The sequence below is a fragment of the Legionella sp. W05-934-2 genome (assembly GCF_964199965.1).
Classification (GTDB): Bacteria; Pseudomonadota; Gammaproteobacteria; order Legionellales; family Legionellaceae; genus JAFIFT01.
On record NZ_CAXMZT010000008.1, the window covers coordinates 35,905 to 50,643 of the forward strand.

Below are 14,739 nucleotides of genomic sequence, written 5' to 3' on the forward strand. Positions count from 1 at the left end.
TCCCCAACGATTGGAGACAGTGATGTTACGCAAACTTGTGAACGTTATTATCCTTGCATATTATTTTATACGCTTCTACAGTTTTTATCTGCCCGCGATATACCGAGCTAAACGAGCAGTTAGCCATGACGAGCAACAACGTGCCAGAGACATTTTATATCATAATACGACATGCAAATTGTTTAGCATGATCGATACGCGTCTTGATATCCGCGGCAATGCCAATGTTGAATCAATGGGTAGACCTGTGATCTATATCAGTAATCACCCCAGTCTATTAGATATTCCCGCTTTATTTCGAGCGATTAATACCAATACCCGCATGCTCTATTCATCGGATGTTTTAACCCTCCCTTTGCCCGGTTTTCGATGGATTTTAATGACGTTCAACCACTTACCGATTGATGATAAACCTGGGGAACAACTAGAAAAAGATCTCGAGCGAGTTAATCAAGCAATGGCTAAGGGTGGGTATTATTGGGCTGCTCTCAAAAAAGGTGCAGAAAGTAAACGCCTAGCCCAGTATAAAAAATCATTGTTTCATATGGCAAAAGAGCATCAAGCATTGGTCATACCCCTATGCATCAAAGGCAGTGATGATATTATCACCCAAGGGAAAGGTTGGTTGAATGTGCAAATTAACCGAGGTCTTTCGATTGAGTGCATGGTTTTACCTACCATTGATGCCAATCATTATGAAGACGCCAAAGGTGTCTGGGATGCGTGTGATATGGCTATTAAAAAGGCATTAGAATAGGCATGGTAGTTCGCTGAGCAATATGTGAACGTTTGCGTAAGACTTTAGAACTCACCCCGAATGGATAAGCAAAACATTTCCCTGCATCGTTTGTTGTAGCGGCTTTTGTCTGACTGTTAAAAACAGTTTTGCTGAGTATATCGGGTCTAACAAAAACCCTTCTTCAATGGCTGTTCGCCTCACTTCCTCTTTTGTAGCCTGATTGACTGCACCAAACGCTTTCGCAGTATGCGGATAATGGCAAATCATGTTATCCGGCTTGTAACCTAACCATTGCAAAGCTTTCTGGCGGAAAATCAGCTCATCATCCGCCATTAATATCACCTGGAGTTGGGCAGGGTGGTGGTGCTGTTTTAGCCAATGGGCTAACGCTATTGCTGAAAACCCGGTTCCAGCATCCATGACAATATGATTAAATTGAATGCCTGCTTCTTCTTCATTTCGCAGGATATCATCACCTAACGTCATTGCTCCCTCGAAGGCTTGCGCCACAGCAGCCCCTTCACAAAGAACAAAACAGCGCTGTTTACTTTCTGATTGGAGGCGTTTGGCATAATCGTCCACCGCCAACCATTGATCACGGTCAATCCAACAAATGTCCTGCTCGTTGAGAAATAATCGAGAAGCACTAAAATTGCCTTGGTTTAAATGACTCCAGGGTTTTAATAATAAAGCGGTGACATCAAGTCGATGCTCCCTTGCTATTTGCAAGGCAGCTAATAAATTATTAGATTGAGGACCAGCAATAATGATTAATCGTTGAATGTTATTACTTGATAAATAGGGAATGATACTTTGATACTTTCGCAACTTATTGCCTCGAATAGCACCCGATAATTCATCCTCGCGTTTCACATACCATCCCTTAGGAAAGTTGTTCAACGAATGGATTCTGCTATGTAAGATTGCCATCATATCCAGTCAATTTGTCATACCAAAGTATTTATTGTAAATAAATGAAGACAATTTACCCAACGATTTGTAAGAAATATCTCAAAAAAATTGACGAAAATAGCTTTTTTGTTGGCAACCATTGATAGCATAAAAAGTTATCTCATTGTTTTTTATAATAATTTTAAAATCTTTTCGACAAAATCTATCTACAATGCTTATTTTTTGGTATTGCAATCACAAAAAGGAGTTGATATCTTGGAACTGAGATTACAAGAAGTAATCCAGCAAAAGGAACTTGAAATCATACGGATTTGATTGGATTAAGGAAGATCAAGGACAGGATGTCCAGGATGACTGTAAAAGCCGGGCTTAGCCCGGCTTTTTTTGATCTCCTTCTCAACCAATTCTGACCATAGGAATTCGCTAACCAATTTAGAGCAACACCCAAGCCTTGAGAAAATATAAAAATCACTTTTCCTCATTGCTGTACTTTTTGATAAAAATTGAGCTCTTTTTATTCCGAATTCTTAAGCTTTTGTTAAGGTTTCTTCGATATACTGCCAACAAATATCGAGGGAGTTTTATGAATATTTTAATCGTTGATGATAATGCATTTGGAGCCTACTGTTTAAGTAGATTGCTAAGCTTAGTAAACGCTGACGTGAGCATCTCCATCGTTCATAATTCTCAAGCTGCACTCTCCGCCATCGAAACCAGGCAGCCTGATTGGGTAGTTTTAGATGGTGACTTGCAAGCTGGGGATGGCATTTATTGCAATGGCCCAGCCTTACTTGACTGTATTTGGTCAGTCTATCCAGATATATCTGCCGTTGTATGGACCGATTCTGATGCTATGCGTTTAAAATTTGCCGAAGTATTCGATCGTTATAATAAACCGTTTACCGAAGATTATTGCTGGCCCAAAATGGTTAAGCAGAATCGAATTCGACGTTTATTCCAAATTCACCAAAATGCGTTTGCGCCAGGACACAGTGATTGGTATAGCGTTAAACATGCTCAAGAATAAATGCTAGGTGTGTCCTCGATCAGGTTTTTTACTTTGTACCGGACAACTCCTAAAAAAAAGCCGTCTTTGCGAACGTAGTGAAGTAATGCAGAACAGATTTCTGTTCGGAGATCGAACTGGATTGCTTCGCAAAGCTCGCAACGACAGTGCTTTTAAGAAATTGTCCGGTACAGAGTTTTTTTTGTCCCATGCGCCTGTTAATATTGATTATTGCTTGCATCACCGCCCCTTTCCCGCTACCCTAGCATCAACGCTCAAGATTAAGCGTTAAGGATTTACTTAAAACGCAAAAAACGATTCATATCAAAGAAGTTAGCGTTTTATGCACTATTTTAGGAATATTTAAGAAGAAAGAGGGAAGCATGCATAAACGTGTCGTCGTGACAGGCATGGGCATTTTATCATCCATTGGACAGGATATTCCATCCTTTTGGCAAGCAGCTATATCAGGACAATCTGGCATTAAGCATTTAACCCAAATTGATGTTTCAAATTACCCGACACGTATCGGCGGTGAAATAGGCCCCCTTACGGATGAACAATTGCCCCACATTGAAAAGCGCCAACGATTTACTCGGGTTGCACAATATGCCATTTATTGCTTGGAACAGGCATTGCAACAAGCCAAATTGGATACATCGATTCGTCAATCGGCGGGTATATATATGGGTACCGGCTGGGGTGGCACGCCCGAAATCGAATCCGGTTTCAAAGACTACTTTCTTCATGGCTGGAAAAAAATTCCACCCATGTCTGTCATAAAAGGAATGCCCAACTCAATAACCAACCATCTTGCCATGTTATATGATATCCGGGGTCCAAACATGACCCTATCCAATGCCTGTATTTCTTCCGCTGAAGCAATTGGTGTTGGCTTTGAGAATATTCAACGGGGTAAAATCAGTACCGCTATCTGTGGGGGTTCTGAATCACTCCTTTGGGCCAGTGTTTTAGGCGCATGGTGTCGTTTAAAGGTGATGTCTACCCAAAATGAACATCCTCAAAAAAGCTGCCGCCCTTTTGATGCGAATCGGGACGGGATGGTGATAGCAGATGGTGCTGGCGTTATGATATTAGAGGAGTTGGAGCAAGCTCGCGCCAGGGGCGCGCATATTTATGCTGAAATCATTGGCTTTGGTCAGAGTTGTGATGCACATCACATTACCGCACCCAAATCGGAAGGACAAGCAGCCGCCATCGAAGCCGCCTTAAACCAAGCAAGAGTTAGCCCCAACGACATCCAATATATAAACGCGCATGGGACTGCTACCAAATTAAATGACCTGACAGAAACACAAACAATCAAGCATGTGTTTGGGAATCGAGCCTACCAAATTCCCATTACAGCGCAGAAAAGTATGACAGGTCATGCCATAGGAGCCGCAGGCGTCTTAGAAATTATCACAACGTGTTTGGCCATCGAAAATGGCATCCTACCGCCAACGATAAATCTTGATAACCCGGATGAGCAATGCGACCTTGACTACATTCCCCATCAAGCAAGACATAAACAGATAGACATTGCCTTATCCAACCACTTTGCCTTCGGAGGGGCGAATGCGGCACTCATTTTACAGCGATTTTTCCAGTGATAGTACTGGATTTAAATGGGATGAGGACACGCCCTAATACAAATATAAATAAAAATCCGGTATAATCGCCTGATTTATACTTTATACCTGAGAAAACATATGGCCATAACGTTAGCACAATTAGCAGAATATTTAGGAGGAACGGTTATTGGTGATGCGACCACTGAATTGTTGGGCATATCACCGCTTGATGAAATTCAAGTGAATACGTTGGTCTACGCTAAAGATGCAAACGCCGTTGCCTTAGTGGAAAAGTCTGAAGCAGCGGCCATCCTAGTCAATAATAATTGTCAATCTTCCATCAAACCTTGCATACAAGTTTCTGATCCATTTCATGCTTTTACTCAGATCATTGCCTACGTTTATCCGACCTTAGAAGAAGAGCCAGGCATCCATCCCACGGCTGTCATAGCTGATAATGTCAGTATCGGCAAGCTTGTGCACATTGGTCCCTATGTTACAATTGGTTCTGGGTCAGTTATTGGCGATAAATGTATTATTCACGCCCACGCATCCATAGGGCAACAAGTCGTATTAGGTAATCATTGCGTCATTCATCCCCATGTCACCATATATAATCAGTGTCGATTGCACAATGAAGTCATTGTCCATGCATCCAGTGTTATTGGCTGTGATGGGTTTGGCTATCGTTTTCATGAGGGTAAGCACGAGAAAATCCCGCACGTTGGTCATGTTGTCATTGAAGACCATGTTGAAATTGGCGCTAACACCGTGATTGATCGAGCTACCTTAGGCGCGACCGTCATCGGACAAGGAAGCAAAATTGATAATTTAGTACAGGTTGCTCACTCCGTTAAACTTGGAAAAAACAATATTTTATGTGCTTTTACTGGGATAGCAGGCAGCTGTAACACAGGCAATAATGTTGTCTTTGCTGCCAATGTCGGTGTCAGTGACCACGTTACCATTGAAGATGGCGTCACCTTAGGTGCCCGCACAGGCGTTGCTCCGAATAAAATTCTCAAAGCGAATCAAGTCTATCTTGGTAATCCTGCACGACCTAAAGATAAATTCATTAATCAAGAAATGGAAAATAAACGCATTCCAGCAATGCGGAAAAAAATCGAACAACTCGAAGAACAACTGAAAAAACTCGCCCAGGCAATGGAGCAAACGGAGGTTTAGCCATGGCGTCAAGCCCTTTGATTTTAGTCGATGGATCGTCTTATTTTTTTCGTGCCTTTCATGCGTTACCACCACTGACAAACTCAAAAGGCCAACCCACAGGGGCAATTTATGGGGTCGCCAATATGGTGAAACGGTTGATTAAAGATTATCAACCCGAAAAAATTGCTGTCATATTTGATGCAAAAGGAAAGACCTTTCGCGATGATCTCTATCCACAATATAAAGCCAATCGCCCCCCTATGCCGGACGAATTATCCAGCCAGTTTCAACCTTTATACGATTTGCTAAGTGCGATGGGGTTACCATTAATCATGGAACCGGGCGTTGAAGCCGATGATGTCATAGGGACATTGGCATCCCAAGCAAAATCAAAAGGAATTAATGTGGTCATCTCCACCGGGGATAAAGACATTGCTCAGTTAGTGAATCATCAAGTGACACTTATCAATACAATGACCGATAAAATGCTTGATGAGGCAGGTGTGATTGAAAAATTTGGCGTCAAAGCCAATCAAATGATTGATTATCTAACGTTGGTAGGCGATAACGTTGATAATATACCCGGCGTCCCTAAATGCGGTCCTAAAACCGCTGCTAAGTGGCTAGGAGAATATGAAAGCTTGGATAATTTAATCGCACATGCCGATGAGATTGGTGGCAAAATTGGCGAATACTTGCGAGAAAGCATTCCCAAGCTACCTTTGTCAAAGCAGCTAGTGACCATCAAATGCGATGTTAATTTACCTTTTGACATAGATGATCTGACGCCTGGCCAAGCCGATGAAGCAAAGCTCATAGAAATGCTCAAAGAATTTGAATTTAAAACATGGCTTAAATCCATGCTCGAACAACAGGCAGATAATGCTTCGGAAGAAACCATTTCTCAAAACGCTAACTATCATATCATCCATGATAAAACCGCTTTTGATAGCTTGTTAACTCGTCTACAACACGCCAACTTGTTCTCATTTGACACAGAAACAACGGATTTAGCCGCGATTAATGCGGAATTAGTCGGCATGTCCTTCGCTATTCAAACCGGGGAGGCTTTTTATATTCCTCTAGCCCATATTGATTATCAACCTCAACTGAATCGAGATGACGTATTAGCCGCCCTAAAACCAATCCTTGAGGATAAAACCATTAAAAAGGTGGGACAAAATCTCAAGTACGATTACAACGTGATGAAAAATTATGACATCACCCTTCAAGGTATTGCTTATGACACGATGCTCGAGTCCTATATCATTGACAGTAGTGCATCGCGCCATGATATGGATAGTTTATCGTTAAAATACCTTGGCCATAAAACAATCAGCTTTGAAGACATTGCTGGAAAAGGGGTAAAACAACTGCGTTTTGACCAAATTTCTGTGGACAAAGCCGCCCCCTATGCAGCAGAAGATGCGGATATCACCTTGCAATTGCATCAGGTATTAAGTGCAAAATTAGACGACAAATTGAAATCGGTGTTGCTTGATATTGAAATGCCTCTATTAACCGTACTCGCTGAAATGGAACGAAAAGGGGTTTCCATTGACTTAGATGTGCTTGAAAAGCAAGGCCATCGCCTAAAAAAACAAATCGAAGCACTTGAAGTAGAAGCTGTCGAATTAGCCGGCCATCCTTTTAATTTAAACTCACCTAAGCAATTGCAAGAAATTTTATTTGATGAACTAAAATTACCCATCATCAGCAAAACACCCAAAGGCCAAGCGTCTACCGCTGAATCCGTACTGCAAGAGCTCGGCCATGAGTATCGGCTACCTGCAGTCATTCTAGCCTATCGAAGTTTATCTAAGTTAGTATCCACTTATATTGACGCGCTCCCCAAACGGGTTAACCCAAAAACCCATCGCGTCCATACTTCCTATAACCAAGCGGTGACTGCAACGGGCCGCTTATCGTCGAGTGAACCCAATTTACAAAATATCCCCGTTCGCAGCGAAGAAGGCCGTGCAATTCGTCAAGCATTCATTGCCCCGCCAGGCAAACTTTTGGTTGCTGCCGATTATTCCCAGATTGAATTACGCATCATGGCACATTTGTCCAAAGATGAGAGTTTATTAAATGCCTTTAAGCAAGGGTGGGACATCCACGCAGCCACTGCCAGTGAAATCTTTCATATACCACTTGACCAAGTCACATCGGATCACCGGCGCAAAGCAAAAGCGGTGAATTTTGGTTTAATCTATGGCATGTCATCTTTTGGTTTAGCCAGACAAATTGATGTTGACCGACAAGAAGCGCAACACTATATTGAAACCTATTTTAAGCGATATCCTGGCGTCAAACGTTACATGGATGAAACAAGAGCCAAAGCGCATGACCTAGGCTATGTCGAAACAATCTTTGGGCGACGCTTGTATTTACCCGAAATCAACAGCCGAAATGGCATGCGCCGCAAAGCAGCCGAAAGGACTGCCATCAACGCCCCCATGCAAGGCACTGCAGCGGATATTATCAAAAAAGCCATGCTCTCCATTGCCAATTGGCAACAAACGCAAAGCCCCTCTTATGCGTCAATGATCATGCAAGTGCATGACGAATTGGTTTTTGAAGTATCAATCGATAGCTTAGAGAAAGCGAAAAAGGAAATTCGCCAGCACATGGAGCACACCGTTGAATTATCTGTGCCACTGGTCGTATCCATTGGTTCAGGGCAAAACTGGGATGAAGCACACTAAGTCCCAAATTGGCGCTGTTCGAGCGATTGGATGAATTTGGTGGATGACATGGGTTTATTGTATAAGTAGCCTTGAACTTGGTCACACCCCATCTCGATTAAGCATTCTTTTTCTGCTTCACTCTCAACCCCTTCGGCTACAACCTCGATGCCAAATTGATGCGCGAGTGTGATGATGGCTCTGACTAACATTTGATTATGTTGATCTTTATCGAGTCCTGAAATAAAACGCCTATCGATTTTTAGTAATTGAATGGGTAACCGTTGCAAATAGCCTAGCGATGAAAACCCTGTGCCAAAATCATCGAGGGCGATAATAATGCCCATTGTATTTAAGATATTTAATTGCTTGATGGCGGTGTCAAAATTTTTAAGTGCTGAGGTTTCCGTGATTTCAATGCATAAGGCTTTTCCTGGCAGTTTGTATTGTTGTAAATAATGTTGAAAGGTATCCACTAAATTGTATGATAAAAATTGTTGTGTTGACAGATTAATTGCCACGGAAATATATTCACCAAATTTTTGAAACAACGATTGGGCATGCAAACAGGCTTGTTCAATCAGCCAAGGGGTTAATTGGATAATTAAGCCGCTATGCTCAGCGATGTCAATGAATGAATCAGGCATCATTAAATTATCACCATCTTCCCAGCGCAAAAGCGCTTCGCAACCAACCAAGCAATTATTTTTTAGATGATATTTTCCTTGATAATGTAAAATGAAGTCATGATTAATAATTGCTTGGCGAAGCTCATGTTCGATAATAATACGCCGATGCTGCTCTTTTTCAATTTTCGGTTCAAACATGAACATCGAATTATCCCCTCTACTTTTTGCTTCCATCAGGGCAAGGTCGGCAAATCGGATCAAATTGTGCTGTGTTTTTTCATGCAACTCGTCTGTAAACACTATACCGATGCAACAAGTCAGATAAAATATATGGTTGGCAATTTCAATTGGTTTGTTCAATATTTTCTGAATATCATGGAGCCATTTATGCACCTGGTTAAAGCTATGCTCGGTATTCCCATTAAATAACACCGCAAAATAGCCGCCCCCCAACCGGTAAATTGTCGGCGCTTGTTCGTCGAACGTCGCTTGCAACTGTTCATCCCAACGGTGGCATATATGCTTAATTCCTTCGTCAGCCGCTTTATGTCCCGTGATTGAGATGATACGCTGGAGATGATCAATATCGACTAAAGCTAAAGCGGAAGGGTTGGATTTTGTATTGATAAATAGCTCATCTAGTTTCTTTTCAAACATGGCGCGATTTGGCAATTGGGTAATGGGATCAAAATAAGCCAAATTAAACAATTGCTTTTCATATCCCATGCGGTGTGAAATTTCCTGCAAATAGCCATGGTAGCGATTAAATTGAGGTAACCAACTCAAATTGTACTCAAATGCCACTTTGTTAAATTGATAACGCACTTGGATAATATTTTCTTTCATGGGTAAACGGTTTTTGACAACTTGGGGAATTAATACTGAGATATCATCAGTTCCAAAAAACGTTTGGCAGGTACGATAAGCAGCAGAATTTGCATACAAAATATCGCCCTCGGTGGTGATCGCGATGACAGGGTCAGAATTTGTTTCTGGAAATGACGCGAGAATTTTTCTGTCAAGATTAACTTGTTTCACTTGATTGTAAAAATAGCCAATGACCAATATGACCATGCTAAAGAAAATCAAAAAATAGATTAATGCGAGTAAAACGCGTGCATTGGGGAATAGCAAATAAAGACTGACCGACATGGCTACAAAAAAAATGCTAATAACCACCAGCCAAACCGCCATTATGTTTTTGTCTTTGTTCTTTCCGAACATAATTGAAACGTCCTGTGTTTTATACATTAATTATAAATCATATTTTATTTTTCGCCGGCAGTATTGATAATGATTCTCATTTATTGTAAATTTCATCTTCTGTCAATTTGATATTAACTAAAACAATGAAGACAAAAAAAATACCTTATTACCTCCTTGTTGGGTCATTAACCATCGGTGCTAGTTTGATTCTTGGCTTTCTTAGCTTTACGGGTGCCATGGCATTATGGCCGATTGTCCCTGTAGCCAGTGTATTTTTTTGTTTTTCCGTTGCCTATGAAGGGGAGATTTACCAACGAAATATCAAAGGAGCCCTAGATAAGCTCGGTTTCAAAGGGAATTTCATGCATCGTAAGTTAGCAAGGCAATACTTGTCGGAGTATGCGCCGAGTGAACCCGGAAAGACGGCTCCTTTGTTTTTTCAAGATTATATGAAGATGCTTATATTAATGGATAAGTACAAGCATAAAGGCCTTCTAAACTTTGAAGACAGTCAACGCAAAAAAGCGTTGAATAAATCACTTCGTAAAATGGAAAAGTGGTTTGCGTTGTTGCTTTTTGAAAAAAAGACACCTGCCAATACTTATGAAAAAGAACTGGTTTCCTGGTTAAAAAACCATCACCAATCGGAATGGTTAGAAAAAGCAAAGAAACGCCAATTTTATTATTATTTAACTGCGATATTTGCTGGCGTGGCAGGCGTTAGTATGTCGTTTGGCACCACGTATCTCTTGCTGGGAGCATTGTCTTCCATGCCATTGTTCATGGTTGCGTCCCCTTTAATACTAACCCTTAGCATTACTGCAGCATCTTTAGTTGCTGGCGTCGCTTATTCGTTACTTACTTTTAACGCTATCACGGACATGATTGATAATGAGACGTTTCAACAATGGCTTAACAAATTTAAACGTAATTTAATCGATAAACCGTCTATTCGCTCCGTGTTAGTTAGCGTGGTAGCCATGCTGCTTTTCGCCCTGGCACTGGCGCTCACGATATGCACAGCAGGGACTTGGTGGACTGTGATTAAAAACACGCCACCATTATTTCGGTGGATGGCCAAAATTCCTTCGTCGTTATTGATGGTATTTCCAGTGACCAATGGCCTCGCCGCATTATTCTTTAATTTTCAAAATACGGCAGAATCATTTGAGATGGTCGATGATATGCTTGATTATCCGCCGACAACGCCATTCACCCAAAGATTTGCTGATGCGTTTAATCAGCTCATTACCAATGAAACACTGTGGCAAAGATTCAACCCTGCCCGCTTGATTCTTAAACTGATATTCACCCCCTTAAGAATTCTCCTATTTTTTGGTCACTTAATTAGCATTGCACTGACATCCGATAGACTGCCCGGCGTCCCCCAAATTTTATCATTCCTCGTTGGCTTAATATGCGAAGGATTTGAGGATGCTCACTATTTTCTTGGTTTTGGTAAAGATAAACACCATACCCAATCCAATGCAGGGTTACTCAAAACACATCTGAAAGAAGCGGAAGGACACAGTCATGATAATGACGTACCGACACGAATTTTATATTTGCTTTTTTCCCCGATGTTTTATTTAGCTGCGTTATGGGACTATCACTACAGTGCAACCCCAAGCTGGCAAGAATCTTGCCATAAATTTAACATCCCTGTTGCAAGCGAGGATGGCGCAAAAACTGAGGACCTCGTTGTCCAATCATCACAGCATTTATCGAAACTGGGCATGTCGGCGTTGGAAAGTCACCTTCAATCATCTTTATCGGTGACTAAGGACAAATCACATACCGACCCATCGCATTTCAACAGCCAAAAGCTTGGTTTTTTACGGGATCTTAGCTCTCTCATTTCTGAGGAAGAAGCGATAACCAGCATGGAAAATGGTATGTAATGGATGGGGTTGCATTGTTCCGGCTATTTTATAAAATGGCCGTCTTTGCGAACGTAGTGAAGCAATCCAGAACAGATTTTTGTTCAGAGATCGAACTAGATTGCTTCGCAAAACTCGCAATGGCGGGGCTTTTAAAACAATGTCTGGTACAACGATGTGGTTGTTAAAAAAGATTAAATGAGAATGATTATTAATATCGTTTCATGCTATAATGGGTGTTGTATTAATGAGGAGAAAGAATGCCGACGTTGCGTGAGTTCCACGATGGCGAGTGTGCTCGTTTAACTAGTTTTTCCAATATTTCTCCTGCGTATCGTCAACGATTGCTTTCGATGGGACTAACCCCTGGCGCTGTCATAACTGTCGTACGCAAGGCACCGCTTGGCTGTCCTATTCAGGTCAATATACGTCACACAACCATCAGCTTACGCTTAGATGAAGTCAATGAATTACAGTGGGAGCGAATTGAATGAAAGGGCTTTTAGTTGGCAATCCCAATTGCGGAAAAACAACGTTGTTCAATACCCTGACGGGGCAAAATCAACGCATTGGAAATTGGCCAGGGGTAACCGTTGATAAAAAAGAAGGCACCTTTGTCGTTGCCAATCAATCAATCACAATCACCGACCTACCCGGTATCTATTCTTTGTCTGCCCCTAATGATGGAAGCAGTCAAGACGCACAGATTGCTGCCAAAGCCATCATCGAACTGCAAGCCGATTTCATTATTAACGTGGTTGATGCTTGCCATCTTGAGCGACATTTATATTTAACCAGTCAACTATTAGAGTTGGAGAAGCCCATCATCGTTGCCCTGAACATGACCGATTTAGCCAAGCAACAACGAATCAACATTGATGAAAAAGCACTTGCAACACAATTAGGTTGTCCCGTCGTACCTATTCAAGCGCACAAACATGTCGGGATTGATGCCTTAAAACAACAATTAATCAACCCTGGCAATGAGAAGTCCTATCTAACCATTCATTGGCCTGACACCATCCAACAGGCTTTAATTCAATTAAAGCACTATTTCGCGGGGAATGGGTATTCAACAGCTCAAAGTAACTTTATGGCTTGTCGGGCAGTGGAAGGCGATCATCAATGGCTAAGCCAATTTGACCAAGTGGATGTTCTCAAAAAGCAAGACCTTGACTTAATAGCTGCCGACCAACGCTACACAATTGTTCACAAAATCACGCAGTCTGTCCAATCAAGACCGGCAGATGCTAGTAACCAATTAACTGCACGCCTCGACAAATTTGTCCTCAATAAATGGTTAGCTTTCCCAATCTTTTTGGCCGTCATGTATGTCATGTTTTTATTTGCTATCAATATCGGCGGCGCTTTTCAATCTTTTTTTGATATCGCCAGTGAGGCAATTTTTGTCGACGGTACCGCTTGGGTGTTACAGCAGCTTCACTCACCGCTATGGTTAATTGCTTTATTGGCCAATGGTGCTGGCAAAGGCATCAATACGACCGTTACCTTTATACCCGTTATTGCTGCCATGTTTTTCTTTCTTGCCGCCCTTGAAAGCTCTGGCTATATGGCAAGAGCCGCATTTGTCGTCGATAGACTTATGCGCTTTCTTGGCCTGCCAGGAAAATCGTTTGTGCCAATGATTGTTGGGTTTGGATGCAATGTTCCTGCGATTATGGCCGCCAGAACATTGGATAATGAACGAGATCGCTTATTAACCATCCTCATGAGCCCATTTATGTCCTGTAGCGCACGGCTTGCAATATATGCCGTCTTTGTCGCGGCTTTCTTTCCGACGGGTGGTCAAAATGTTGTTTTTTCATTATACCTTTTAGGCATTATTATGGCGGTTCTGACGGGATTATTGTTACGGAAAACCCATTTGAAAGGCACTGCTTCTCCCTTAATTTTGGAACTCCCTACCTACCATCGACCCACCTTAATTAGCTTACTCAAACAAATGAAAATTCGATTAATGTTCTTTATCAAAAGGGCTGGGCGATTAATTATTCCTATCTGTGTCATCCTCGGCGGATTAAATGCGCTGTCCATTGATGGGCAGATTATTGTTGGTGATGCGAGTCGTCAATCGATTTTGTCCTGGTTTGCCCAATGGCTGACACCCCTTTTTTCACCCATGGGCATTCAACCTGAGAACTGGCCAGCAACGGTGGGACTTATCAGTGGAACATTGGCAAAAGAAGTCGTTGTCGGTACATTAAACGCCTTGTATGCCCAGATGGGAAATGTTGCCCATCTGGGTGGTCCTGACTTTAATTTATGGGCGTCATTAAAAGAGGCAGTTTATTCTGTGATTGATAATTTATCTTCCTTAGCCCAGGCTATCGCCAACCCAATCCTTGCCAGCGCACCGGATAATGAGGTTTCCCAGGTTGCTTATGGCGAAATGGCGAAACGGTTTGATGGTGCTGTGGGTGCCTATGCCTATCTGCTATTTGTATTACTTTATGTTCCATGCGTATCAACCATGGCAGCCGTTCGTCAAGAAGCTAGCCGTGCCTGGATGTGGTTTTCCATTACCTGGTCATTTGTCCTGGCTTATGCTGTTGCCGTTGTCTTTTATCAACTCGCAACCATCGCGAAACATCCTGAGTCATCAATAGCTTGGGTTTGCGCGATGTTTGCTATGATTGCTCTATATATCAACTGGATGCGAATAAAATCAAGGAAAAATCAGGCAAAAGGAGAGCATTATGTTGTTACAAGTTCGTGATTATATTCAAAAGCACGGTCAAGTCAGTAGCCAACAAATATGCCGGCACTTTATCATCGACTACTCAGCGCTTGAACCAATTTTGCATCGCTGGCAATCACTCGGCGTGATAAAAGCACATCAATCGCAAAGCGCTTGCAGCAAAAAATGCTCACAAAGTTGTTCAGAGCCTTTAGTTTATTATCAATTTTGTCGCTGAATT

General features: G+C 41.9%; 11 protein-coding genes. 9 read left to right on the forward strand and 2 right to left on the reverse strand.

The genetic code is table 11. The features are described 5' to 3' along the window. Window positions 1-22 precede the first annotated feature (22 nt). Window positions 23-757: a lysophospholipid acyltransferase family protein gene (locus tag AB3348_RS10105; protein ID WP_367607493.1), complete on the forward strand. Its 735-nt coding sequence runs from the start codon at window positions 23-25 to the stop codon at window positions 755-757. A 51-nt stretch (window positions 758-808) separates the two neighbouring features. Here AB3348_RS10105 and AB3348_RS10110 read toward each other — a convergent pair whose 3' ends face one another. Beyond that, window positions 809-1,669, reverse strand: a complete 861-nt coding sequence (locus tag AB3348_RS10110; protein WP_367607623.1) for a pyridoxal-phosphate dependent enzyme — start codon at window positions 1,667-1,669, stop codon at window positions 809-811. A 565-nt stretch (window positions 1,670-2,234) separates the two neighbouring features. Here AB3348_RS10110 and AB3348_RS10115 point away from each other — a divergent pair. From AB3348_RS10115 to polA, 4 genes are all read left to right on the forward strand, one after another. Then, the gene (locus tag AB3348_RS10115; RefSeq protein ID WP_367607494.1) at window positions 2,235-2,678 is read left to right on the forward strand and encodes a response regulator; all 444 of its coding nucleotides are present in this window, start codon (window positions 2,235-2,237) and stop codon (window positions 2,676-2,678) included. Window positions 2,679-3,040: 362 nt separating this feature from the next. Further along, the gene (locus tag AB3348_RS10120) at window positions 3,041-4,270 is read left to right on the forward strand and encodes a beta-ketoacyl synthase (RefSeq protein WP_367607495.1); all 1,230 of its coding nucleotides are present in this window, start codon (window positions 3,041-3,043) and stop codon (window positions 4,268-4,270) included. Between the two features lie 99 nt (window positions 4,271-4,369). Next, the gene (gene lpxD / locus AB3348_RS10125; RefSeq protein ID WP_367607496.1) at window positions 4,370-5,416 is read left to right on the forward strand and encodes a UDP-3-O-(3-hydroxymyristoyl)glucosamine N-acyltransferase; all 1,047 of its coding nucleotides are present in this window, start codon (window positions 4,370-4,372) and stop codon (window positions 5,414-5,416) included. Window positions 5,417-5,418: 2 nt separating this feature from the next. After that, entirely contained in the window at window positions 5,419-8,106 is a 2,688-nt protein-coding gene (gene polA, locus AB3348_RS10130) for a DNA polymerase I (protein ID WP_367607497.1), read from the forward strand. Here polA and AB3348_RS10135 read toward each other — a convergent pair. Further along, window positions 8,103-9,938, reverse strand: a complete 1,836-nt coding sequence (locus AB3348_RS10135) for a putative bifunctional diguanylate cyclase/phosphodiesterase (RefSeq protein WP_367607498.1) — start codon at window positions 9,936-9,938, stop codon at window positions 8,103-8,105. The two genes, polA and AB3348_RS10135, sit on opposite strands and share 4 nt — an antisense overlap. A 125-nt stretch (window positions 9,939-10,063) precedes the next feature. Here AB3348_RS10135 and AB3348_RS10140 point away from each other — a divergent pair, with 125 nt between their 5' ends. From AB3348_RS10140 to AB3348_RS10155, 4 genes are all read left to right on the forward strand, one after another. Next, the gene (locus AB3348_RS10140) at window positions 10,064-11,821 is read left to right on the forward strand and encodes a hypothetical protein (RefSeq protein ID WP_367607499.1); all 1,758 of its coding nucleotides are present in this window, start codon (window positions 10,064-10,066) and stop codon (window positions 11,819-11,821) included. Between the two features lie 239 nt (window positions 11,822-12,060). After that, on the forward strand, window positions 12,061-12,294 hold the full coding sequence (locus AB3348_RS10145) for a ferrous iron transport protein A (RefSeq protein ID WP_367607500.1): 234 nt from the start codon (window positions 12,061-12,063) through the stop codon (window positions 12,292-12,294). Beyond that, complete coding sequence (gene feoB / locus AB3348_RS10150) at window positions 12,291-14,537, forward strand: Fe(2+) transporter permease subunit FeoB (RefSeq protein WP_367607501.1); 2,247 nt, start codon at window positions 12,291-12,293, stop codon at window positions 14,535-14,537. Before AB3348_RS10145 ends, feoB begins: the two co-directional genes overlap by 4 nt. Next, window positions 14,518-14,736: a FeoC-like transcriptional regulator gene (locus AB3348_RS10155; RefSeq protein ID WP_367607502.1), complete on the forward strand. Its 219-nt coding sequence runs from the start codon at window positions 14,518-14,520 to the stop codon at window positions 14,734-14,736. Before feoB ends, AB3348_RS10155 begins: the two co-directional genes overlap by 20 nt. Window positions 14,737-14,739: the final 3 nt, after the last annotated feature.